Here is a 22,464-nt window from a genome sequence, read left to right as displayed (position 1 = left end):
CGCCTCAGTAGTGCTCGTACTTCTTCTCGATGGCGCGGTATTCGCCGCTGTCGCGGATCATCTGCAACCCCTTGTTGAAACGGTCGCGCTGGTTGGCGTGGAGGAAGCCGACCTTGTAGGGGGTGGGCGGGAACAGGTCATACCAGATGATCGGCTGGCTGATGTCCACCTGGCTGACCACCTCGCGGTTGAGGTAGTCGATGATGCGCTTGTCGCCGATCACCACCTCGATGCGGCCTGAGTAGAGCAGGCGATTGCGGGTGATCTGCTGAGCTTCCTCGCGGTAACGCGGGTTTCCCTCCACCATGGCTTGGAACTCGTCGCCCAGCAGGTAGCGCGCCCGCTGGAAGGCACTGACCGAGTGCTTGCCCAGATCGGCAATGCTTTCCAGGCGGAAACCGTTTCGGGCCAAGGCGATGGCGTAGTTGTGGTACTGGATATAGGGCTCGGAATAGAAGGCCGGCACACCGCTGTGCTCGCTGGTGGTGGCGATGCCATCCAGTTCGCCGCGCCCCAGCAGCAGGTGCAGGCGCTCCGCCGGCAGGTAGTGGTACTGCAAGGTGAAGCCCGCCGCCTTGGCGGCAGCGGTGATGATCTCCAACTCCAGGCCACGCTCCTCGCCCTCATAGACATAGGGCGGTTTCTGGGTACCGAAACCGAAGCGCAACTCCTCCCCCAAGGCCAGCCAGGGAAGCCCGAGCAACAACACGCCACATAGCAGCCTTCTGCCCATGCCACCCCCTTGCGTTACAGCTCGCAGCATAGCCGCTGACGGGGCGGTTGCGCAGGGGGATGGCAGCGTGGCGGATGGCCGGCTACTGGATTTCCTCCGGCGTCACCACCACCCAGTTGCGGTCGGCGGTGACCGGCAGGCCGAGCTTCGCCTGGGCCTCGGCGTTCTTCTTCTGCATGGCGGTGATCTGGTCCATGTACTTGGCCTTGCGGTTCACCCACACGCGCAGCCCGCCCTTCTCCACGTCGGTGCCGTGGAAGAGCATGTAGCCATCGCTGTCCGGCGTGTCACCGCCCACCAGGATGGGCTTCTTCCATTCATCGATGTAGGTGAGGATGGCCGCCTGCTTGCCCGCCATCCAGGTGGCCGGGGTCCACAGGTAGGGGGTGATCTCCAGGTCGAGGTTGGCCTTCTCGTCGTACTTGCCTTCCTCGATCTGCTTGCGCGCGGTGGTCAGGGCGCCGGTCTTGCGGTCCTTGAGCAGCGTGGTGACGCCGATGACATTCTCCGGTTTGACGTTGTAGCCGTACTTCGGATCGGCGGCGACCATGCGCACCAGTTCCTCCAGCGCAGCGGTCATGATGTACACCTCGATGCCGTTCTCCCGCAGCTTGTTCATCAGCTCCTGCTGGCCGGTGAACAGCTTGGGCGGGTTGATCTCGATGGTCTTGACCTCGTCGCCTTCGTAATAGGTGGCCGGCACCGGCTTGCCGGAGGCCAGCAGCTCGTCGACGTAGCCCTTCAGCTCACGCAGGGTGAAGCCGGAGAACACCTGGGCCACCCAGGGGTAGCAGACCAGGTCGTCGAGTTCGCAGAGGCGGTAGTAGTAGCTGTTGAGGCTTTCCTTGTGGCCCTTCACGTCCTTGAAGGGAATCAGCTTGAGCGAGGGGTCGAGCTTCTCGCGGGTCAGCACGCCCTTGGCTTCGAGGAAGGGCAGCAGGGACTCCTCCAGGTCGTAGCGGTAGCTGGTGTTGTCCATGTCGAACACCGCGTAGGCGCCCTTGTTGGCGTTGGCCGCGATCAGCGCGTCGAGCTGCTTGGCGGCCGGCGCCGGCCAGTGCTTGAGTTCGGTGGCGAGGGTGGTGCCGGCCAGGCCCATGCACAGCGCGGCGGCGAGAATCGTCTGGGTAAGCTTCATCGGGTGGGGGTCCCTACGGTTGATGAGCGGGTGGGGAGCAGCCTTGCTCCAGCTCATCGACCCTAGCAAAGCCTGGCAAGCTTGCACGGGCCAATCCCGACCTTGACCGTCCTCGCAGCGGCGGCCTAGTGGGCGCCTCAGTGTCCCAGTAGCCACCAGCCGAGCACGCCCAGGTGCAGGGCGACGATCAGCCAGAACTTCACCTGGTAGGACAGCTTACGGTTCTTGTGGCGGATCAGCCGCTGCGCCAGCAGGCCGCCCGGCCAGCCACCGAGCAGCTCGTACAGGTGCAGCCGCGACTCCGGTGTGCGCTGGGCACCGGCCACGGCGAAGCGCTTGTCACGCCAGTAGGCGATGAAGCAGACCAGGCTCATCGCCAGGTAAACCAGCGCCAGCAGTTGCCAGAGGCTGAGGCCGTAGGGGATGAACGCCGGGGCGGCGTCCAGGAGGGAATGCAGGGAGGGCAGGCCGTCGACCAACCCGCCCGAGCGGGAGGGTTCGAGGGTTCCGCAACCGCGGTCGGTGAACTCCACCCCGCCGTCGGCCCGGGTGCAGCGGTACACCTGGGCCTCGGCTGTGGCCAGCCACGGCAGCAACGCCACCGGCAGGCCACGCGCTAACGGACGGATCACTCGGCCGCGGGCTTCTTGCGCTTCAGCGGCGCCAGGCCGTCGGCGCTGACCACCTTGGACTCGTCGCGGCGCGGGCCGGACGGCTTGCGCTTGGCGGCCGGCTTGGCCGAGGCCTTCTTGTCGCCGGCTTTCTTGTCGGTCTTTTTCTTCTTAACGCCGGCCGCCTTGCCGGAGGCCTTGACCTTCTTCGGGCCGCTGTAGCTGCCCTTGAGCTCCTTGATCACACGGCGCTCGAAGCTCTGCTTGAGGTAGCGCTCGACGCTGGACATCAGGTTCCAGTCGTTGTGGCAGATCAGCGAAATGGCGGTGCCTTCGCCACCGGCACGGCCGGTACGGCCGACACGGTGCACGTACTCGTCACCGGAGCGCGGCATGTCGAAGTTGATCACCAGGTCCATGCCCTGGATGTCCAGGCCACGGGCTGCCACGTCGGTGGCCACCAGCACCTTGGTGCCGCCCTCGCGCACTCGGTCGATGGCCATCTTGCGGTCCTTCTGGTCCTTGTCGCCATGGAGCACGAAGGCCTTGTAACCGGCCGCCACCAGGTGGCCGTAGAAACGGTCGGCCTGGGCACGGGTGTTGGTGAAGACGATGGCCTTCTGGTAGTCCTCGTTGGCCAGCAGCCAGCGCGCGATGGCCTCTTTGTGGGCGATGTCGTCGGCCGTGATGATCTGCTGGCGGGTCGACTCGTTGAGCTGCTCGACGCCGTTCAGGCGCAGGTGCAGCGGGTCGTTCAGCACCTTGGCCGAGACGTCGCGCAGCGCAGCGCCACCGGTGGTGGCGGAGAACAGCAGGGTCTGCTTGCGGTTGGCGCACTCGGCGGTGATGCGCTGCATGTCCTCGGCGAAGCCCATGTCGAGCATGCGGTCGGCTTCGTCCAGCACCAGCACTTCGACTTCCTTGAGGTCGACGGTGCCGGCATTGAGGTGCTCGATCAGGCGGCCCGGGGTGCTCACCAGCACGTCGGGCAGCTTGCGCATCATGGCGGCCTGCACCTTGAAGTCCTCACCGCCGGTGACGATGCCGGACTTGATGAAGGTAAACTGGGAGAAACGCTCCACTTCCTTCAGGGTCTGCTGGGCCAGCTCGCGGGTCGGCAGCAGGATCAGCGAACGGATGCGCTCGCGCGGCTTGGCCTCGCCGATCAGGCGATTGAGCAGCGGCAGCACGAAGGCGGCGGTCTTGCCGCTGCCGGTCTGCGCGGTCACGCGCAGGTCGCGCCCTTCCAGCGCCGGGGGAATGGCCGCCTGCTGCACGGGCGTCGGTTCGGCAAATTTCAGCTCGGCCACGGCCTTGAGCAGACGTTCGTGCAGGGCGAATTGGGAGAACACGGGTGCTACCTCGATCGAAAGCTTGAAAACAGCTGCATAGGTTACCGGTTGTCGCGCCCGAACACCCGAATTCTGTGCGCCCCACGCTGATTTCCCGACGTTGCGGCGATTGCTGAACCCACAGGGCCGTGCTCCACTCCAACAGCTTCAGTCCCCGACGGATTTCACCGCCGGCCACAGCCCACCCGTCGGAGCCCTGCATGAGCGCATCGCTGATCTACTACGTCGCCGCCACCCTGGACGGCTACATCGCCCGCCCCGACGGCAGCGTCGACTGGCTGCAGCCGCTGGAGCAATCCGGCGATGACCACGGCTACAGCGCCTTCTACGACAGCATCGATGGCCTGCTGATGGGTCGCGGCACCTACGAAACCGTGCTGGCCATGGGCGGCGCCTGGCCCTACCCGGGCAAGCCCTGTACCGTGCTCACCCGCGCGGAGCTCGAACCCGCAGCGCCCCAGGTCCGCATCGCCCATAGCACCCCGGCCGAAGCCCTGGCGGAGCTGGCCGAGGCCGGCTGCAAACGCGTCTGGCTGGTGGGCGGTGGCTCCCTGGCCGGTACCTGCTACGCGGCCGGGCTGATCGACGAGCTGATCGTCAGCGTCGTCCCGCACCTGCTCGGCGCCGGCATCCAGATGTTCGCTACCGGGCTGGAGCGACGCCTGCAACTCCACGAACAACGCAGCTTCGCCACCGGCGTGGTGCAGCTGCACTACAAACTGCTGCCGGAAGCCCCCAATCCATGACCACCCTGATCCTCTCCGCCGCCTGCCTGCTCGACGCCGACCAGCGCCTGCTGCTGGTACGCAAACGCGGCACGCGCGCCTTCATGCTGCCCGGCGGCAAGCGCGAACCCGGCGAAACCGCCCTCGCCGCCCTGCAGCGGGAGCTGCTCGAAGAACTCGACCTGGAGATGGACGCCAGCGCGCTGCAGCCCCTCGGCCGCTTCCGCGCGCCCGCGGCCAACGAACCCGATACCTGGGTGGATGCAGAAATCTTCATCGGTCGCCTGTCGCAGCCGGTGGCCGCGGCAGCCGAACTGGAAGAACTGGCCTGGCTGGCCCCGGGCGCCACCCCGCCCGCCGACCTCGCCCCGCTGCTGCGCGACCAGGTGCTGGCCGCGCTGGCCGATCACCCGGGCGCTACGGCCCTCAGTTGAGGGCGCGAGCAGCCCGTTCCTGGCGCGCCTGCTTGCGCAGCAGCTGTGCGCTGTCCCAGCCGATCAGCAGCACCGCCAGCCAGATCGGCAGGTAGGTCCAGAACTGCGCCGGGTCGAAGGCCTCGCCCAGGAACGCCACCGCCACCGCGAACAGCAGCACCGGCTCCACATAGCTGAGGATGCCGAACAACCCCAGCGGCAGCAGCCGGCTGGAAGCCATCATCGCGGCGAAGGCCAGGGTGCCGAGCAGGCCCAGGCCGGGAATCAGCCACCACAGCTGCGGTGACTGGACGAAAGCCCCCTCCGGGCCATGGGCGATGATCAGCCAGGCCGCCAGCGGCGCCAGCACCGCCATCTCCAGGATGAAACCGGACAGCGCGTCCAGGCGCATCCAGCGGCGCAGCATGAAATACGGCGGGTAGCCCAGCGCGGTGACCAGGGTCAGCCAGGAGAAGGCGCGGGTCATCCACAGCTCGTGGAGCACGCCGGCCACGGCACAGAGCACCGCCAGCAGCTGCAGCGGGCGCAGGCGCTCGTTATAGAAAAGGCGCCCGCAGAGCACCATCACCAGGGGAAGCAGGAAGTAGCCGAGGGACACCTCCAGCATCCGCCCCTGCAACGGCGCCCAGAGGAACAGGCCCCACTGCAGCCCGATCAACAGCGCGGCCAATGGTAAGGCCGCCAGCAGCAACGGCTCCCGGCGCAGGCGCACGAGCACATCACGCAATACCGCCCATTGCCTCATCAACGCCACCAGCAACAACACCGCCGGAATCGACCAAAGCACCCGCTGGGCGAAGATCTGCACGCCATCCAGCGGCGCCAGCTCACGCACGTAGCCAGGCATCAGGGCGAACAGCACCGACGCGGTAAGGGATAGCGCGACACCGCGCCCGGACAGCCTCATGGCCGCACCGCAACGCGTGGAGAAATGAACGAAGACATGGCAGGCCTCTGATTGCAGCCGGCGAAAATACCCGCTCGCCGCCACCAGGGAAAGCTTACCCACCCGCCGGCGGGCCCGCTGGGACCAACCCGGCATCGGCAGGCCTGAAAGCGGCACCTTCCTACCAGGAGCCCTTCCGACGAGAGCCCGTAAGGCACGCCAAGACCAGTGCGCACTCCAATCCACAGCCAAACGAAAGCCCGTAGGATGGGTAGAGCTCCGCGAAACCCATGCTGCCAGGTCCGCCCCAACTCCTGACCGGAAAAGAGCGGTGGGCTGAAGCCCACCCTACGCCCCCCTACACCCGCCCAGCCCCCCGTGGATGAGTCGGGCGGCGTTCCGCGAGCGCAGCGAAACCCATGCTGCCAAACCCGAGCCCACGCTGAAGCTCAGCCTGTAAAAGCATCGCGAATGAATTCGCTCCTACAGCTTCGCGAGCAGAGCTCGCTCCTACGGGAAGCGAGCGGCCATAAAAAAGCCCGGCCATGGGGCCGGGCAAGGGATGAGCACAAAGGAGTGGAGCGAAGCGGTGTGGCGTCAGGCGACCTTGGCCACCAGGGCCTTGGCCTGGGCGATGCCCTTTTCCTGGAACTCGGCGCCCATGTTCATGCCCTCGGCATGGATGAACGACACATCGTGGATGCCGATGAAGCCCAGGGCCTGGCGCAGATAGGGCTCCTGATGGTCGAACGGGCCGCCGGCGTAGACGCCGCCACGGGCGGTCAGCACATAGGCGCGCTTGCCGGTGAGCAGGCCCTGGGGACCGGTCTCGGTGTACTTGAAGGTGACGCCGGCCCGCAGCACATGGTCCAGCCAGGCCTTCAGGGTGCTGGGGATGGCGAAGTTGTACATGGGCGCGGCCAGTACCAGCACGTCGGCGGCCAGCAGTTCCTCGGTCAGCAGGTTGGAGCGCTGCAGGGCGGCCTGTTCGGTTTCGCTGTGCTGGTCGGCGGGCTTCATCCAGCCACCCAGCAGGTCGGCATCCAGGTGCGGCACCTGCTCCACGGCCAGGTCGCGGACCTTGACCTGGTCGGCTGGGTGCGCGGCCTGCCACTGGGCGATGAAGGCCTGGGTCAGGTCGCGGGACACGGAACCCTGCTGGCGGGCGCTGCTTTCGATCACGAGGACGTTGGACATGTTTGCTGCTCCATCGATAAGTGGGGTGGGATTCGATGGAGCGCAGGTTATCCAGACACAATTCGATAAAAAAGCGAATTAATCCGCTACTAACAATCGACAAAATTGATTTATAAGGAAGCCCTCACTAGGCTGGAGCCCAGTGCTGACTTCTCTATGGGATATTTCGCTCAGGCAGGCTTACAGGTGAGGCCAATGCGCAAGCGGATGATGCTGCGGTTGAACTTGGCGGTGAGGTAGACGCTCTTGCCGCCGTCGATCACGGCGCGGCGTATCTTCGGCGTCTCCGGTCCGTTGACGAAGCGCACCGTGCACTCGGCGCGGGCCTCGCCCAGGTTGTAGACGTTGATCGAGCCCATGTTGTGATCGATATCGTCGGTCGTATAGGAGATCTCGCTGCCGTTGTACTGCTTCTCCACCTCGATGGGGTAGGCGAAGGCGGCGACGGGCAGGCAGGCCAGGACGGCACAGAGCATTCTTTTCATTGGGGGTCTCCAGCGCGGGACCGCCAGCTTACACAGAGCGTCAGGCGAGGTCATCGGCACGGCCGCATGTTTCCTGACCGATACACAAGAAGAAGGAGCAAGGCATGAAAGCGCCCCGGGTAACCCTGGATCAGTGGCGGACCCTGCAAGCGGTGGTCGACCATGGCGGCTTCGCCCAGGCGGCGGAAGCCACCCACCGTTCGCAATCCTCGGTCAGCTACACCGTGGCCCGCATGCAGGAACAACTGGGCGTGCCGCTGCTGCGCATCGACGGGCGCAAGGCGGTGCTCACCGAAGCCGGCGAAGTGTTGCTGCGGCGCTCGCGGCAACTGGTGAAGTCCGCCAGCCAGCTGGAAGAGCTCGCCCACCACATGGAGCAGGGCTGGGAGGCCGAGGTGCGCCTGGTGGTCGACGCCGCCTACCCCACCGCGCGCCTGCTGCGTGCCCTGGCCGCCTTCATGCCGCAGAGCCGCGGCTGCCGCGTGCGCCTGCGCGAGGAGGTGCTCTCCGGCGTGGAGGAAGTGCTGCTCGAAGGCACCGCCGACCTCGCCATCACCGGCCTCAACATCCCCGGCTACCTCGGCACCGAGCTGTGCAACGTCGAGTTCGTCGCCGTCGCCCACCCCGACCACCCGCTGCACCGCCTGCAGCGCGACGTCACCTTCCATGACCTGGAAACCCAGCTGCAGGTGGTGATCCGCGACTCCGGCCGCACCCAGCCCCGCGATGTCGGCTGGCTCGGCGCCGAGCAGCGCTGGACGGTGGGCAGCCTGGCCACCGCCGCCAACTTCGTCAGCAACGGCCTGGGCTTCGCCTGGCTGCCGCGCCACATCATCGAGCGCGAATTAAAAGACGGCCTGCTCAAGCCGCTGCCCATGGACCAGGGCGCCACCCGCCACCCCGGGTTCTTCCTCTATGCCAACAAGGAAAAGGCCCTCGGCCCGGCCTCGCAGATACTCGTCGAGCTGATCAAGACCTTCGACTCGGCGCCGCTCAACGCGCCCTTCGCCGCCCCCCTGCCCAACGCCTGAGGGAGAGACGACCATGTCCTGGTTCGATAACGACGACTGTCAGCTGCACTACGAGGAATACGGCCACGGCGCGCCCCTGCTGCTGGTGCATGGCCTCGGCTCCAGCACCCGCGACTGGGAATACCAGATACCGGTGCTGGCCGCGCATTACCGGGTGATCGCCCTCGACGTGCGCGGCCACGGCCGCTCCGACAAGCCCGAGGGCCCCTACGCCATCGCCGATTTCGCCGATGACGTCGCCGCCCTCATCGAACACCTGCAACTGCCGCCGGTGCACCTGGTGGGCATCAGCATGGGCGGGATGATCGGCTTCCAGCTCGGCGTCGACCGCCCCGACCTGCTGCGTAGCCTGACCATCGTCAACAGCGGGCCCGAGGTGAAGCCCCGCAGCCCGCGCGAATACTGGGAAGTGGCGCGGCGCTGGACGCTTTCGCGACTGATGAGCCTGGACACCATCGCCAAGGCCCTGGCGCGGCTGCTGTTCCCCCGCCCGGAACAGGCCGAGCTGCGGCGCAAGGTGGAGGAGCGCTGGCCACAGAACGACAAGCGCGCCTACCTCGCCTCCCTCGACGCCATCATCGGCTGGGGCGTGCGGGAACGCCTCGGCCGCATCACCTGTCCTACGCTGGTGATCACGGCCGATCGCGACTACACGCCGGTCGCGCAGAAGGAAGCCTACGTAAGGGAAATGCCCAACGCGCGCCTGGTGGTCATCGAAGACTCCCGCCACGCCACGCCCCTGGATCAACCACAACGCTTCAACGCCACCCTCCTCGGCTTCCTCGAAGAAGTCGCGGTCCACAAGGAACAATGACAATGCTGAAGAAAATCGCCCTCGCGGCCTGCGCCCTGATGTTCACTGCCAACCTCATGGCGGCCGACAAGCCCCATGTGCTGATCAACACCACGGCCGGCGAGATCGAGCTGGAGCTGGACGACGCCAAGGCGCCGATCACCGTGAAGAACTTCCTCGACTACGTGGACGCCGGCTTCTACGACGGCACTGTGTTCCACCGGGTGATCCCCGGCTTCATGATCCAGGGCGGCGGCATGGACGCCGCCATGGATGAGAAGAGCACCCGTCCCGCGATCAAGAACGAAGCCGACAACGGCCTGCACAACGTGCGCGGCACCATCGCCATGGCGCGCACCCAGGCCACCGACTCGGCCACCAGCCAGTTCTTCATCAACCACCGCGACAACCCGGCCCTGGACCACGGTGCCCGTGGCTTCGGCTACGCCGTGTTCGGCAAGGTGGTACGCGGCCTCGACGTGGTCGACCAGATCGCCAACGTGCCCACCGGCAACCGTGGCATGCACCAGAACGTACCGCTGAAACCGGTGGTGATCGTCTCCGCCAAGCGGCTCTGAACCAAGGCGGCCCACCACCCCGGCGGGCCGCTCCCCCCGACAAGGACCCGAAGGATGTTTCGCCGTTTCGAACACCTGATCGACACCTTCAAACCCGCTCCCGACACCACGCCACCACGCACCGTGGTGAAGTTCTACCTCCACTACCTGCGCCAGGTCTGGGGGGTGTTCGCGATCCTCCTGCTGGTGGGCCTGGTGGTCGCCCTGATCGACGTCGCCCTCTACAGCTTCCTCGGTCGCATCATCGACCTGGCCCAGCACAGCGCGGCCGACACCTTCTTCGCCGACCACGCCAACGAGCTGATCTGGATGCTGGTGGTGGCACTGATCCTGCGGCCGATCTTCAACGGCCTGCACGACCTGCTGGTGCACCAGAGCATCAACCCCAGCCTGACCAACCTGATCCGCTGGCAGAACCACCGCTACGTGCTCAAGCAGAGCCTGTCGTTCTACCAGAACGACTTCGCCGGGCGCATCGCCCAGCGCATCATGCAGACCAGCAACTCCCTGCGTGATTCGGCGGTGCAGGCGGTGGACGCCATCTGGCACGTGCTGATCTACGCCGTCAGCGCCCTGGTGCTGTTCGCCGAGGCCGACTGGCGCCTGATGATCCCGCTGCTGCTGTGGATCGCCGGCTACATCGCTGCACTCTGGTACTTCGTGCCCCGGGTCAAGCTGCGCTCGGTGGCCGCCTCGGACTCCCGCTCGCGGCTGATGGGGCGCATCGTCGACGGCTACACCAACATCACCACCCTCAAGCTGTTCGCCCACACCAGCCTGGAGGAACAGTACGCCCGCGAAGCCCTGAGCGAGCAGGTGCACCGCGTGCAGCAGACCAACCGCATGGTCACCGGCATGGACGTGGTCATCACCGCCCTCTCCAGCGTGCTGATCGTCGGCACCACCGGCTTCGCCCTGTGGCTGTGGACCCAGGACATCATCACCGTCGGCGCCATCGCCCTGGCCACCAGCCTGGTCATCCGCATCAACAACATGTCCGGCTGGATCATGTGGGTGGTCAGCGGCATCTTCGAGAACATCGGCCAGGTGCAGGACGGCATGCAGACCATCGCCCAGCCCCGCGACGTGCAGGACCACGACGACGCCAAGCCCCTGCAGGTGCCCCGTGGCGAGGTGCGTTTCGAGCACATCGGTTTCCACTACGGCAAGGGCCGCACGGTGTTCGAGGGGCTCGACCTGGAGGTACGCCCCGGCGAAAAGATCGGCCTGGTGGGCCCCTCCGGCGCCGGCAAATCCACCCTGGTCAACCTGCTGCTGCGCCTCTACGACCTGGACAGCGGGCGCATCCTGGTGGACGGCCAGGACATCGCCCGGATCACCCAGGAAAGCCTGCGCGAGCAGGTCGGCATGGTCACCCAGGACACCTCGCTGCTGCACCGCTCGATCCGCGACAACCTGCTCTACGGCAAGCCGGGCGCCAGCGACGAGGAGCTCTGGGAAGCGGTGCGCAAGGCCCGCGCGGCGGAGTTCATCCCCTACCTCTCCGACGCCCAGGGCCGCACCGGTTTCGACGCCCATGTCGGCGAGCGCGGCGTGAAGCTCTCCGGTGGCCAGCGCCAGCGCATCGCCATCGCCCGCGTGCTGCTCAAGGACGCGCCGATCCTGATCCTCGACGAAGCCACCTCGGCCCTCGACTCGGAAGTGGAAGCGGCGATCCAGGAAAGCCTGGAAACCCTCATGCAGGGCAAGACGGTGATCGCCATCGCCCACCGCCTCTCCACCATCGCCCGCATGGACCGCCTGGTGGTGCTCGACCAGGGCCGCGTGGTGGAAAGCGGCAGCCACACCGAGCTCCTCGCCCAGCGCGGCCTCTACGCCCGCCTCTGGCACCACCAGACCGGCGGCTTCGTTGGGGTCGACTGAACACGCTCTGGAGAGTCCGAGCGATGGACCTGATGGGTTTCGCACGGCTCTACCCATCCTACGAAAGCCGACCTCGTCACTTCGTAGGATGGGTAGAGCACAGCGAAACCCATGCGGTGCGATGCGGCCCGCCCCGCATCACTATCGATACCGATGATCTCGACTACAACAACCATCAATTTCCGCGATGAAACCGGCGGTGGTCATATAGGCCCCGTACAAAGCAGCAACCCAAACCCGTAGCAGGAAGCCATCGCGCACCGGGTTTCAGTTGAAGCTTTCCAACCGCCCATCGAGGAAAGATCAGCATGAAAATCGCAGCCGCCGTTACCGCCGTCCTCTCCAGCCTGGCCCCCGCCGTCTTCGCCGCCGAAAGCCGCGAGCCGGGCGCCGAACTGACCGCCGTCGACTACCACTACGGCATGAACGTGGACGTGCAGAAAGTCATCTACCGCACCGATAACACCAGCAAATCCGGCGTCGTGCCGGTGGTGCTGGTCTACGAAGACAGCAAGGGTGAAGTGCACAAGATGAAGTTCCTCGAGTGGGGCGGCAGCGTCAGCAACAGCTGATCCCCATCGACGACCGGGGGCTCACTCCCCCGACTTGCGATACGGCAGCATGCCCCGCGCCTCTTCGACATAACCGAGGATCGCGGGGCGCTCCTGCTCCAGGAAGCCCGCCACCGCCTCGCGCAGGCCGGGGTGCAGAAGGTAATGCCAGGAGCGGGTGATCACCGGCTCGAAGCCACGGATCAGCTTGTGCTCGCCCTGGGCGCCGGCGTCGAAGCGCGGCAACCCGGCGGCGATGGCCATGTCGATGCCCTGGTAGAAACAGGTCTCGAAATGCAGGCGGTCGAACTCCGCCAGGCAGCCCCAGTAACGCCCGTACAGCGACCCCGAATCCATCAATGAGAAGGCCATGGCCACCGGCCGCGCACCCTGTTTCGCCAGCACCACGCGAATGGCCTGGGGCATGCGTTCGGCCAGCAGGCTGAAGAACGCCCGCGTCAGGTACGGCGCCTGGCCGCGCACCTCATAGGTGTTGGCGTAGCAGGCGTAGACGAAATCCCATTCCGCCTCGCTCAGCTCGTTGCCTTCGCGCCACTCGAATTCGATCCCCTGCCCCGCCACCTGCTCGCGCTCCTTGCGCACCTGCTTGCGCTTGCGCGAAGAGAAGGCGTCGAGGAAATCCTGGAAGTCGCGATAACCGCGGTTGTGCCAGTGGTACTGGCAGCCCAGGCGCTCCAGCCACTGCTCACGCCCTTGCAGGCGGGCATCGGCGAAGGCGTCGGTGAAGTTGACGTGCAGCCCGGACAGCCCCGCCACCTCCAGCTCGGGCACCAGCGCGTCGATCAGCTGCGCCGCAGCCGCCTCGTCATGGGCCAGCAGGCGTGCACCCCGCACTGGCGAGAAGGGCACGGCGGCGAGCAGCTTGGGGTAGTACTTGATGCCGGCGCGCTGGCAGGCATCGGCCCAGCCCCAGTCGAACACATACTCGCCATAGGAATGCGCCTTCACATAGGCCGGCATGGCCGCGAGCAGTTCGCCGCCCGCACCGCGCAACAGGCGATGGGCCGGCCACCAGCCGCTGCGCCCACCGATGCTGCCGCTGTCCTCCAGGGTGGCGAGGAAGGCATGGCGCAGGAAGGGTTGGTCGTCCTTCAGCAGGGCATCCCAGCTGGCGGCATCGACTTCGGAAAGGCGGGAAAGGGTCTGGATCGGCATGGCGACAAGTCTGGCCTGCGGCGCCGGCGAAAAAAAGCCTGTCGCAGAGAATTCATCGACGATGTTCTTTCGCGGTTGCAACCGCTCCCACAAGAACATGCGCACCCACCGTGGGAGCGGATTCATCCGCGATGAGCCCAGAGGGTTCCGCCGTAGGTTGGCGCCGAGCGCAGCGAGGCCCAACGGAGCAGGGCTGGACCTCGCATCGTTGGGTTTCGTGCCTCTACCCAACCTACGACCCCTTACCCCTCCCGGACATCGCGAAAAACACGCCCATAAAAAAGCCCCGCCGAAGCGGGGCTCAAGAAGGAGCGGATGAACGGTATTGCTTAGAACGCGTACTGCGCACGGATGACGAAGCCGTCGCCGTCGTCGTCGCCCACGTTGTTGGTCACCTTGTCGGTGGCGGCACGAACATAGGTACCGCTGATCTTCACGGCTTCGTTGGCGTACCAGTTCACGCCCAGGTTGTGCACCTTGGCCTCGGCGTCGCCGACTTCGCGGGTAGCGGAAGCGGTGGTCACGTTACCGTCATCCACGCTGATGCTGTCGTAGCGGTAGAAGAGTTCCCAAGCGCCGATCTGCTTGTTGTTCGGCTTGATCTTGTCGAACTTGCCGAGCTTGTAGTCACGTGCCTCGCCGGTCAGGGTGTAGGCCGCCTGTACGTAGAAGCCGTCGGCCTTGATGTCCTGGAAGGCGGCGGAGTCGGCCTTCATCTTGCGCTTCATGTATTCGCCCTGCAGGGAGAACGGGCCGGTGGCCCAAGCCGCTTCCAGACCCCAGGCGGTGTCGTCGTCATAGGAACCGGCAGGCCGGGTGTTTGCACCACCGAAGACCACGCGGTTGCCGTTGGTGCCGGCATCGTTGCCACCCAGGGTCTCAACGCCACGCATGCCCAGGCGGCTGCGGAAGCGGGAGTCGATGGTGGAGTCGGAAACGTCGCGACGAGCGAAGTTGGCACCGAAGTGGAGGACGTTGCCGGCTTCAGCCATCGGAGCGAACACGCCACGCAGGTTCACTTGCTTATTGGCTTTGCCATCGGTGTCGTTGTTGTCCTTGGAGAACACACCACCGGACAGGTACGCGTAGTTGCTGATGGTGGTGGAGACCTGGGCGCCCATGCCGTTCTGGTGGCCGTTGGCCCAGTCGATGACGTCGTAGAAGGCGTTACGCTCAGGAGCGGTCACCCACTTGGAGCTGGTGGCTTTTTCCAGGCCGAATTCCGGGTCGAAACGACCAACCTTGATCACCACCGGGTTGAAGCCGGTGTAGGCGATGGAGGCCTCGTCGAAGTAACCGTCGTCGGAGCTGCCAGCGTTGTGGGAGAAGTCGTAGTTGATCTGGTAAGCCCAGTCGGTGTACGCCACGCCACCGATTTCCAGGAAGGCACGACGGAAGTAAGCCGCGTCGGCGGAATCGCCGTTCTTGGTGTAGATGCCGTCGAAGCTGCTGTAGTCAGCCTGCAGGCGGCCACCGATCTTGAAGCTGTACGCCTTGTCGGTGGTAGCGACTTCAAGGCCGCCCTTGGTCTTGATAACGATGTCGGTGCCGTCGGTGGTGACGGTACCAGCGAAAGCCTGGGCGGAAATGGCCAGAGCCATGGCGCTGGCGGCAAAACCGGCGAAGTGCTTACGGATCATCGAAGATTCCCCTGTTGGTCTTTAGTGCTGGAAAACACCCGAGCGTTGGGCTCGTTTGTGCTGGGGGGGAATGTTGGCGGGGGGTTATTTCAGCTCAGTTTCTTTTAGATAAATGTTTTATGACAAAGGAACTTTTTCATCGCCATCGGGAATATAGGAAAAACCGCTCTAGGACGGGCTTTGCGGGCAAGCGAAGCGGCAAGTTGTCGCAGAGGGGTGCGCCGCCGAATATGACAACACGACTGAAATGTTACGGCGCGATGACCTGGCTCAGGGGGCTTCCTGGCGTGCCCGGGCGAGCCGTTCGGCCAGTTTTTCATCACCTTCCGGGGTCGCTTCGGGCAGTTGCCTGAGCACTTCACGGGTGAGGTTCAACTGGGCGAGGAAGCGCCGGCAATGGGGGCAGATCAGCAGGTGCTGGCGCACGCCCAGGCGCTGCACGAAACCCAGTTGGCCATCGATGTAGTCGCTGGAACGGGCGACCAGTTCCCGGCAGTTCAGCATTGGCCCGTCTCCTCGAAATGCTCCAGGGTGGCGAACAGCTTGAGGCGCCCACGGTGCAACAGCACCCGGACATTGGAGAGGGAAACCTCCAGCAGGTTACAGATCTCCTGCAATTCCAGGCCCTGGCGCTCGCGCAGCAGCAACACGCTGCGCTGCAGGTCGGACAGGCTCAGCAGGGTCTTCTCCAGGCACTCGCGCAGCTCCTCCTCGGCCAGCAGGGCCTCGGGGGAATCCTCGTGCCAGGTGGCGGGGCCGGCCAACCAGTGGCCGTTGGCGGCGAAGCGCGTGTCATCCACGGTGCCGTGAGGCGCGGGCAGGTCGTCGAGCAGGACTTCGCGGCGGCTCTGCTTGAGGCGGGTGCGGGCGGTGTTGGCGACTATGGTCAGCAGCCAGGTCTTGAGGCTGGAGCGCTGCTGGAAACCGTCCAGGCTGCGCACCACGGCGAGCCAGGCGTCCTGCACCACTTCGTCGGCATGGGGGCTGCCGACGATGGCGAAGGCCACGGCGCGCATGGCGCCCTGGTAGGTGTCGATGAGTTCGCGGAAGGCCCGCTGCTCCCCCGCCCGCAGGCGGGGCAGCAGCTCGCTGTCCGCAGGGGCGGCCATCAGTGCTTGCGCAGGATCACGCTGCCGATGGAGTAGCCGGCGCCGAAGGAGCTGAGCACGCCCAGGGAGCCGCTGGGCAGGTCGTCCTGGTACGTGTGGAAGGCGATCACCGAACCGGCGGAGCTGGTGTTGGCGTAGGTGTCGAGGATCACCGGCGCCTCTTCGGCCTCGGCGTCACGGCCCAGCAGTTTGCGGGCGATCAGCAGGTTCATGTTGAGGTTGGCCTGGTGCAGCCAGAAGCGCTTCACGTCGGCGACGTCCAGCTCGTTCTCCTGCAGGTGCGCGGCGATCAGCTCGGCGACCATCGGGCAGACGTCGCGGAACACCTTGCGGCCTTCCTGCACGAACAGCTTGTCGCGGGCGCCGATGCCCTCTTCCGCGGCGCGGTTGAGGAAGCCGAAGTTGTTGCGGATGTTGTTGGAGAACTGGGTCAGCAGCTTGGTGCCGACGATGTCGAACTGGTACTTCGAGGTGGCCTGGTCGGCACGCTCGATGATCACTGCGGTGGCCGCGTCGCCGAAGATGAAGTGGCTGTCGCGGTCACGGAAGTTCAAATGGCCGGTGCAGATTTCCGGGTTGACCATGAGGATGGCGCGGGCCTGGCCGGTCTGCACGGCGGTGGTCGCCGCCTGGATGCCGAAGGTGGCCGAGGAGCAGGCGACGTTCATGTCGTAGCCGAAGCCCTGGATGCCCAGAGCGGCCTGGACTTCGATGGCCACGGCCGGGTAGGCGCGTTGCAGGTTGGAGCAAGCGACGATCACGCCATCGATGTCGGCGGCGGTGCGGCCGGCGCGCTCCAGGGCCTGCTTGGCGGCACCAACGGCCATTTCACAGAGCACGCCCCATTCTTCGTTGGAACGCTCGGGAAGGCGCGGAACCATGCGCTGCGGGTCGAGGATGCCGTCCTTATCCATCACGAAGCGGCTCTTGATCCCCGACGCCTTCTCGATGAAGGCAACGCTGGATTCGCTCAGCGCCTCGACTTCGCCACGCTCGATGGCAGCGGCGTTCTCGGCGTTGAACGCCTGGACGTAGGCGTTGAACGAGGCCACCAGTTCTTCGTTGGAGATGCTCTGGGACGGGGTGTAAAGGCCGGTGCCACTGATCACGACTTTGTGCACGGTCGATCCTCTCGTTACTGGGCTGTGAGCAGGCACAGCCGGTTGGGCAGTTGGGCGCTGGGCGAAGGCTCGACCAGCATTGGAAAAAGGCTCACCCCGCCTGGCGGGATGGAACAGCGAATCCTTGTTGTAGCGGGCACGCCGGAGGCTTCACGGCGGCGGGGCACTGGGGCCCGCTCGCGGGTCGCCGAAGGATAGCAACGGCCTCTCACGCAAGCCGCGAATTCTGCCACAGAGCGGGTCTTTCCGGGGCATCGGCGCCGCTGCGTCAGACCATCGGCCGGCGCATGGAGCGAGTTGGGAAAAGCCCGCTGAAGGTGGCGAAAACGCCTCGATATGTAGGATTAAGCCTACAAACGAGTCCTTCAATGTTGTTATAGATGCTCGGCGCCGCAGCCAGGACACAGGCGGACGACCGGGAAAATCGGCTTATGTGCGGCTAAAAAGGCCGAATCATCGGCTGATAACGCGCAAACGACCGGTTTCGAGGCCGGTCGTCGCGGCACACCCCGGACTTCAGAGGCGCTTGAGCAAGCGCGCCTGCAGCGCTTCCAGCTCGGCCGGATCGGCCTTCTTGCTGGCATGGATGCCCAGGGACTCGCCCTCGAAACGGGGAACGATGTGCATGTGGATGTGGAACACCGTCTGCCCCGCCGGGGCGCCGTTGAACTGCGCCACCTGCACGCCGGCCGGCTCCAGCTCCTCCACCAGCACGCGGGCCAGGCGCTGCACCACGGCCATGACCTTGGCCAGGGCGTCGCCGTCGATATCGAGGATATTGCGCGCCGCCGAACGCTTGGGGATCACCAGGGTGTGGCCGTAGGACTGCGGAAAGATATCGAGGAAGGCGAGCACGTCGTCGTCTTCATAGAGCGTGTAGCAAGGGGCCTCGCCACGAATGATCTGGGCGAAGACGTTCTGCGGATCGTAGGTGCCGTGAAGGCTCATCGTGGCGCTCCATTTGCCGTTTGCTGACCGCGCACCTTAACGCCCGGCGCCGCCGGGTTGAACCCCCGCTGCGCGTTTCCGGTTTTCAAACCGGCCACGACGCTTCACCCTTGTGCCCTCGGCCCCCCCCCCCGCAAGGAACGCCCCATGACCCGCCACATGCCCGCACTGGACATCCTCGAACACAACCGCTTCGCCTGGGACCGCCAGGCCCGGCAGCACTGCGAATGGTCGCGCCCCGTGGACGCTGCCACCATCGCCGCCGCCCGCGCGGGCGACTGGCAGGTGCGCCTCACCCCCGGCCCATTGCCCACCGGCTGGCTCCCCGAGGTGCGCGGGCTGCGCATCCTCTGCCTGGCGTCGGGCGGTGGCCAGCAGGCCCCGGTGCTGGCCGCCGCCGGTGCCGAGGTGCTGGTGCTGGACGCCTCCGCCGAGCAGCTCGCCCGCGACCGCGAGGTGGCCGAGCGCGACGGCCTGCAGTTGGAGACCTTGCAGGGCGACATGCGCGACCTCTCGGCCCTGGCCGACGCGCGCTTCGACTGCGTGTTCCACCCCATCTCCAACCTCTACGTGCCGGATATCCGCCCGGTCTGGCGCGAGTGCTTCCGTGTGCTGCGCCCCGGTGGCCGGCTGCTGTCGAGCTTCTACAACCCGGTGGTGTTCGTCGCCGACCGCGACCCGCGCCATGCCGAGCAGGGTCTGATCAAGCCGCGCTTCACCCTGCCCTATTCCGACCTCGATGACCTGAGCCCGGAGGAACTGGCGGCCAAGCGCGAACGCGGCGAAGCACTGGTGTTCGGCCACAGCCTGGCGGAGCAGATCGGCGGCCAGCTGGAAGCCGGCTTCGTGCTGCGCGGCTTCCACGAAGACGCCCAGCCCAACCCGCGTTTCGTGATCGATAGATACCTGCCGACCTTTCTCGCCACCTGGGCAGAGAAGCTCGGTTAGGGAAGGCGCATCCGCTCCGACGCCCCACCTCCTCACCGTCGGGCCACACTGCGCTCGGCGCCAACCTACATCAGGCGACTCTGGGCGTGATGCCAGCCTCGATCTCCGCGCCGTGATCCAGTTCAGCCACACGCAGATCAAAGGCAGCCTGCAGGTTGAGCCACGACTGCGCCTCGCCACCGAAATAGCGAGCCAAGCGCAATGCGGTGTCAGCGGAAACGGCGCGGCGCTCCTTGACGATTTCATGTAGCCGGGTGGCCGGAACGCGCAAGGCATTGGCCAGCGCGTTGACGCTCATACCCAGCGGCTCGAGGAATTCCTCGCGGAGGATTTCACCGGGGTGGATGGGACGCATGCCGTTCTTGGCCATTTCAGAACCTCAGTGGTAATCGACTATCTCGACGTCATGGCAATGACCCTGCTCGAAGCGGAAGCACAGCCGCCACTGGTCGTTGATGCGGATGCTGTACTGCCCGGCACGCCCGCCCCTCAGGGCCTCCAGGCGGTTTCCCGGCGGCGAGCGCAGGAACTCAATGGACAGCGCTGATTCAAGCATCTGCAACTTGCGCTCGGCCTGCTGGCGGATCGCCGCAAAGCGTGGCGGGCAGTAGCCTTGGTAGAGCAGATGCGTGTGCTTGCATGCGAAGGACTTGATCATGCCGACCAAAATATTACGCGACGCGTAATACGCAAGACGGAATAGTCTTCGATCTCTACGAGAAAGGGAAGCACTGCATGTCGGCAGCAACTCGGCAGGGCATGGCTCACCGTAGGTTGGGTAGAGGAACGAAACCCAACATCGCGATGCCCGGCTCCGCTGCGTTGGGCCTCGCTGCGCTCGGCGCCAACCTACGGGCCGTGCATCGTCGTCGCATCGATCGCGGATGAATCCGCTCCCACAGGAGCCGCCCCGTAGCCCGGGCTTCAGCCCGGGGAGGCGTCGCGCAGATGGGCCAGCACCTGCTGCACCCGCGCGTCCAGCGGGCCGGTGAGCACCTGGTAGGGCCAGCCGCGGCGCTGCAGCTCGGCCTGGTACCAGGCCTGCTGCCGGCGGCGGAAGGTTTCGTCCTGGCGGGTGCCGTCCTGCACGAAGGGGAAGTCGTCGGCGCAGAGGAAGCTGTGGGTGTAGGGGCGGTCGGCCAGGGTGGCGAGTTCGGCTTCGGCGCGGCCGAACATCGCGTGGCTGTAGAACAGGGTGGTCAGCGCCGAGGTGTCGCAGACCAGGTAGCGCGCGGCCTCAAACGCCGCCCGGTCTTCCCGCGCCATCTGCGTACGGCCGATGTGCAGCAGGTCGTCGTACTCCAGGGCGCCGTCCTTCGCCACCCAGTGCTCGCGGCCGAACTCGGCCACGCAGGGGGCGTCGAGTGCTTCGGCCAGGGCGATGGCGAGGCTGCTCTTGCCGGTGGATTCACCACCGAGGAAGACGATGCGCTCGACGAAGTCGGCGTGCACCTCGGGGGCGAGGAAGCCGCGCAGCCCATGGGGATCGGCGCGCAGCCGGGTGCCGGAGACGGGCACGGCAAGGCGCTGCTGGTCGACACAGACGTGCCGCACCGGGTGGCCGAAGACGTCTGCCAGGTGCTCGGCGAACCCGTCGCCGTAGCTTTCGCTGGTGAACACCGCATCCACCGTGGTGCCGAACACCGCCTGGCAGAACTCGGCGACGAACTGGCGCGGCTCGAACTCGGGGGCGTCGTTGTGGGGCAGGTCGGGCAGGCTCTTGCCCTGCTCGCGCCAGGCCTGGATGCGTGCCGGGGTGACGACTTCCGCCTGCACCCCGGGAAAGCGCAGGCGCAACCAGCGTTCGCGGCGCTCGGCATCGCAACCCGGCAGTTCCGGCAGGGACCAGCACAGCAGCAGCAGGCGCTGGCATTGCCCCAGGGCGGTGCGGATCACCTGCTCGTGGCCCAGGTGCAGCGGTGAGAACTTGCCCACCACCAGGCCGGTGCGGAAGGTCGCGCTCACCTCAGGCGGGCTCCTGCCCGGCCAGGGGCGTGGCGGCTTCGCGCAACTCGCGGCGCCAGCAGTACAGGCCGTACCAGGCATTGCACCAGAACAGGGTGTAGAGCCCGGCGGTGAGGTACAGCTCGCGGGAGGCGTAGAGCGGCACCGCCAGGGTGTTCACCAGCAGCCAGGCGTACCAGTTCTCCAGGCGCCGGCGCATCAGCAGCAGCTGCGCCAGCACGCTGAAGGTCAGCACCAGGGAGTCCACCAGCGGTGCGTAGGCGTCGGTGAAGTGGTGCAGCAGCGCCCCGTAGGCCAACGCCACCACCACCGCCAGGGCCGCCATCCACGCCAGCGTGCCTGGCGCGGTGCGGCTCACCGGCAGCTGGGTGCCGGCGTTGCCGTGCAGCCAGGCCCACCAGCCCATGGCGCTGGTGATGATGAAGAAGCCTTGCAGAGTGACGTCGGCATAGAGCTGCGCGCCAAAGAACAGCCAGCCGAACAGCAGGCAGCCGAGGATGCCGGTGGACCAGGTGTGCACGCTGTTGCGCGCGGCCAGCAGCACGGCGATCAGGTTGACCAGGTCGGCGACGAGTTCGAGGGTGGAGGGCATGGGGGCGTCCTTGTCCGGTACTGCCTGGGCTCAGCCGAAGCGCTTGACCGCGTCCAGCCAGGCCGGGTCGAGGTGGGTCTGTTCGGTATCCAGCCCCTGGGCCGTCATCGCTTCGCGGTGCGCATCGATCTCGTGGACCATCTGGCTGAGGTCGGAGGTGTTGCCGTCCAGCTGGTGCATCTGGGTCACGCCCAGGTGGTAGAAGCGCAGCAGCTTCATCGCCGCCGGGTCGTTCACGGCGACCCCCGCCTTGACCCGGTGCATCAGGTTGGTGACGCGCATCAGGCTGCGCTTGAGCCGCCAGCCATACACCGCCGGCGCCATGAAGGGGCGCGGCCACAGTTGCAGGCGCACCAGCGCCAGGGTGATCGCCACCCCGGCCAGCACACCGATCAGGTTCCAGCGGAAGTTATCGCCACCCGGCGTGCCGAACAGCTGCACGCTGAGGGTGGCCATGAGCATGGCCAGGGCGATGAACAGCACGGCGATGCCGATGGCGATGCGCCGGGTCTTCTCGCGGTATTGCTCGGGGTTCATGGGGCGGATGTCGAACAGCGCATCACTCAT

The 22,464-nt window shown here is 66.0% G+C and carries 25 protein-coding genes and 1 pseudogene; 8 read left to right on the top strand and 18 right to left on the bottom strand.

Going from position 1 to position 22,464, the window contains the following annotated elements; all coding sequences use genetic code 11:
* Positions 1–4: 4 nt before the first annotated feature.
* The 4 genes and pseudogenes from ACXI0U_RS04785 to ACXI0U_RS04770 form a co-directional block, all read right to left on the bottom strand.
* Positions 5–733 (bottom strand): substrate-binding periplasmic protein, encoded by a 729-nt coding sequence (locus ACXI0U_RS04785; RefSeq protein WP_037020943.1) that lies wholly within the window; start codon positions 731–733, stop codon positions 5–7.
* A gap of 82 nt (positions 734–815) precedes the next feature.
* On the bottom strand, positions 816–1,871 hold the full coding sequence (locus tag ACXI0U_RS04780) for an HAD family hydrolase (RefSeq protein WP_184490759.1): 1,056 nt from the start codon (positions 1,869–1,871) through the stop codon (positions 816–818).
* A gap of 173 nt (positions 1,872–2,044) precedes the next feature.
* A pseudogene (locus ACXI0U_RS04775) lies at positions 2,045–2,320 on the bottom strand (DUF1294 domain-containing protein); the annotation flags it as partial.
* A gap of 179 nt (positions 2,321–2,499) precedes the next feature.
* Positions 2,500–3,834 carry a DEAD/DEAH box helicase gene (locus ACXI0U_RS04770; protein WP_031286867.1) on the bottom strand — a complete coding sequence of 445 codons (1,335 nt, stop codon included), beginning with the start codon at positions 3,832–3,834 and terminating at the stop codon, positions 2,500–2,502.
* A gap of 200 nt (positions 3,835–4,034) precedes the next feature.
* Between ACXI0U_RS04770 and ACXI0U_RS04765 the strand changes: the two genes are divergently transcribed.
* Both ACXI0U_RS04765 and ACXI0U_RS04760 read left to right on the top strand, forming a co-directional pair.
* Positions 4,035–4,580: a dihydrofolate reductase family protein gene (locus ACXI0U_RS04765; RefSeq protein WP_479549838.1), complete on the top strand. Its 546-nt coding sequence runs from the start codon at positions 4,035–4,037 to the stop codon at positions 4,578–4,580.
* Entirely contained in the window at positions 4,577–4,993 is a 417-nt protein-coding gene (locus ACXI0U_RS04760; protein ID WP_043244400.1) for an NUDIX hydrolase, read from the top strand. Before ACXI0U_RS04765 ends, ACXI0U_RS04760 begins: the two co-directional genes overlap by 4 nt.
* Here ACXI0U_RS04760 and rarD read toward each other — a convergent pair.
* The 3 genes from rarD to ACXI0U_RS04745 all read right to left on the bottom strand — a co-directional run bounded on the left by rarD (position 4,986) and on the right by ACXI0U_RS04745 (position 7,561).
* Complete coding sequence (gene rarD, locus ACXI0U_RS04755; protein WP_479549837.1) at positions 4,986–5,900, bottom strand: EamA family transporter RarD; 915 nt, start codon at positions 5,898–5,900, stop codon at positions 4,986–4,988. The two genes, ACXI0U_RS04760 and rarD, sit on opposite strands and share 8 nt — an antisense overlap.
* Positions 5,901–6,476: 576 nt before the next feature.
* Positions 6,477–7,076 carry an FMN-dependent NADH-azoreductase gene (locus ACXI0U_RS04750; protein ID WP_043244404.1) on the bottom strand — a complete coding sequence of 200 codons (600 nt, stop codon included), beginning with the start codon at positions 7,074–7,076 and terminating at the stop codon, positions 6,477–6,479.
* A 170-nt stretch (positions 7,077–7,246) separates the two neighbouring features.
* The gene (locus ACXI0U_RS04745; protein ID WP_031286869.1) at positions 7,247–7,561 is read right to left on the bottom strand and encodes a hypothetical protein; all 315 of its coding nucleotides are present in this window, start codon (positions 7,559–7,561) and stop codon (positions 7,247–7,249) included.
* A gap of 104 nt (positions 7,562–7,665) precedes the next feature.
* Here ACXI0U_RS04745 and ACXI0U_RS04740 point away from each other — a divergent pair, with 104 nt between their 5' ends.
* The 5 genes from ACXI0U_RS04740 (at position 7,666) to ACXI0U_RS04720 (ending at position 12,419) form a co-directional block, all read left to right on the top strand.
* A complete protein-coding gene (locus ACXI0U_RS04740) occupies positions 7,666–8,592 on the top strand; it encodes a PA3225 family LysR-type transcriptional regulator (RefSeq protein WP_043244406.1) in 927 nt (308 codons plus the stop codon).
* 13 nt (positions 8,593–8,605) lie between these two features.
* Positions 8,606–9,406, top strand: a complete 801-nt coding sequence (locus ACXI0U_RS04735; RefSeq protein ID WP_479549836.1) for an alpha/beta fold hydrolase — start codon at positions 8,606–8,608, stop codon at positions 9,404–9,406.
* A 2-nt stretch (positions 9,407–9,408) separates the two neighbouring features.
* Positions 9,409–9,963 carry a peptidylprolyl isomerase gene (locus ACXI0U_RS04730; protein WP_043244407.1) on the top strand — a complete coding sequence of 185 codons (555 nt, stop codon included), beginning with the start codon at positions 9,409–9,411 and terminating at the stop codon, positions 9,961–9,963.
* Positions 9,964–10,017: 54 nt separating this feature from the next.
* Entirely contained in the window at positions 10,018–11,847 is a 1,830-nt protein-coding gene (locus tag ACXI0U_RS04725) for an ABC transporter ATP-binding protein (RefSeq protein WP_479549835.1), read from the top strand.
* 308 nt (positions 11,848–12,155) lie between these two features.
* On the top strand, positions 12,156–12,419 hold the full coding sequence (locus ACXI0U_RS04720) for a DUF2790 domain-containing protein (protein ID WP_271660351.1): 264 nt from the start codon (positions 12,156–12,158) through the stop codon (positions 12,417–12,419).
* A gap of 21 nt (positions 12,420–12,440) precedes the next feature.
* On the opposite strand, the gene ACXI0U_RS04715 is transcribed toward ACXI0U_RS04720, so the two are convergent.
* The 6 genes from ACXI0U_RS04715 to ACXI0U_RS04690 form a co-directional block, all read right to left on the bottom strand.
* Entirely contained in the window at positions 12,441–13,574 is a 1,134-nt protein-coding gene (locus ACXI0U_RS04715; RefSeq protein ID WP_479549834.1) for a GNAT family N-acetyltransferase, read from the bottom strand.
* A gap of 329 nt (positions 13,575–13,903) precedes the next feature.
* Complete coding sequence (locus ACXI0U_RS04710) at positions 13,904–15,214, bottom strand: OprO/OprP family phosphate-selective porin (RefSeq protein WP_184490768.1); 1,311 nt, start codon at positions 15,212–15,214, stop codon at positions 13,904–13,906.
* 270 nt (positions 15,215–15,484) lie between these two features.
* The gene (locus ACXI0U_RS04705) at positions 15,485–15,718 is read right to left on the bottom strand and encodes an anti-sigma factor family protein (protein ID WP_479549833.1); all 234 of its coding nucleotides are present in this window, start codon (positions 15,716–15,718) and stop codon (positions 15,485–15,487) included.
* A complete protein-coding gene (locus tag ACXI0U_RS04700; protein ID WP_043244411.1) occupies positions 15,712–16,323 on the bottom strand; it encodes an RNA polymerase sigma factor in 612 nt (203 codons plus the stop codon). The genes ACXI0U_RS04705 and ACXI0U_RS04700 overlap by 7 nt, the downstream gene beginning before the upstream one ends.
* Complete coding sequence (locus ACXI0U_RS04695) at positions 16,323–17,444, bottom strand: beta-ketoacyl-ACP synthase III (protein WP_021219273.1); 1,122 nt, start codon at positions 17,442–17,444, stop codon at positions 16,323–16,325. The genes ACXI0U_RS04700 and ACXI0U_RS04695 overlap by 1 nt, the downstream gene beginning before the upstream one ends.
* 516 nt (positions 17,445–17,960) lie before the next feature.
* Positions 17,961–18,392 (bottom strand): HIT family protein, encoded by a 432-nt coding sequence (locus ACXI0U_RS04690; RefSeq protein ID WP_184490771.1) that lies wholly within the window; start codon positions 18,390–18,392, stop codon positions 17,961–17,963.
* Between the two features lie 147 nt (positions 18,393–18,539).
* Between ACXI0U_RS04690 and ACXI0U_RS04685 the strand changes: the two genes are divergently transcribed.
* Positions 18,540–19,340 (top strand): class I SAM-dependent methyltransferase, encoded by an 801-nt coding sequence (locus tag ACXI0U_RS04685; protein WP_479549832.1) that lies wholly within the window; start codon positions 18,540–18,542, stop codon positions 19,338–19,340.
* A gap of 70 nt (positions 19,341–19,410) precedes the next feature.
* On the opposite strand, the gene ACXI0U_RS04680 is transcribed toward ACXI0U_RS04685, so the two are convergent.
* The 5 genes from ACXI0U_RS04680 to ACXI0U_RS04660 form a co-directional block, all read right to left on the bottom strand.
* Positions 19,411–19,710: a HigA family addiction module antitoxin gene (locus tag ACXI0U_RS04680; RefSeq protein WP_043244413.1), complete on the bottom strand. Its 300-nt coding sequence runs from the start codon at positions 19,708–19,710 to the stop codon at positions 19,411–19,413.
* Between the two features lie 9 nt (positions 19,711–19,719).
* The gene (locus ACXI0U_RS04675; RefSeq protein WP_043244414.1) at positions 19,720–19,998 is read right to left on the bottom strand and encodes a type II toxin-antitoxin system RelE/ParE family toxin; all 279 of its coding nucleotides are present in this window, start codon (positions 19,996–19,998) and stop codon (positions 19,720–19,722) included.
* Positions 19,999–20,264: 266 nt separating this feature from the next.
* Positions 20,265–21,305, bottom strand: coding sequence for an AAA family ATPase (locus ACXI0U_RS04670; protein ID WP_265167887.1), 1,041 nt, complete (start codon positions 21,303–21,305; stop codon positions 20,265–20,267).
* Position 21,306: 1 nt separating this feature from the next.
* On the bottom strand, positions 21,307–21,897 hold the full coding sequence (pnuC, locus tag ACXI0U_RS04665; protein ID WP_479549831.1) for a nicotinamide riboside transporter PnuC: 591 nt from the start codon (positions 21,895–21,897) through the stop codon (positions 21,307–21,309).
* 30 nt (positions 21,898–21,927) lie between these two features.
* Positions 21,928–22,464, bottom strand: a complete 537-nt coding sequence (locus ACXI0U_RS04660; protein ID WP_021219268.1) for a DUF3087 domain-containing protein — start codon at positions 22,462–22,464, stop codon at positions 21,928–21,930.

Source organism: Pseudomonas sp. C9D1 (assembly GCF_056491235.1).
Note: the sequence above shows the minus strand (reverse complement) of the source record. Positions and strands in the feature narration are given on the sequence as shown.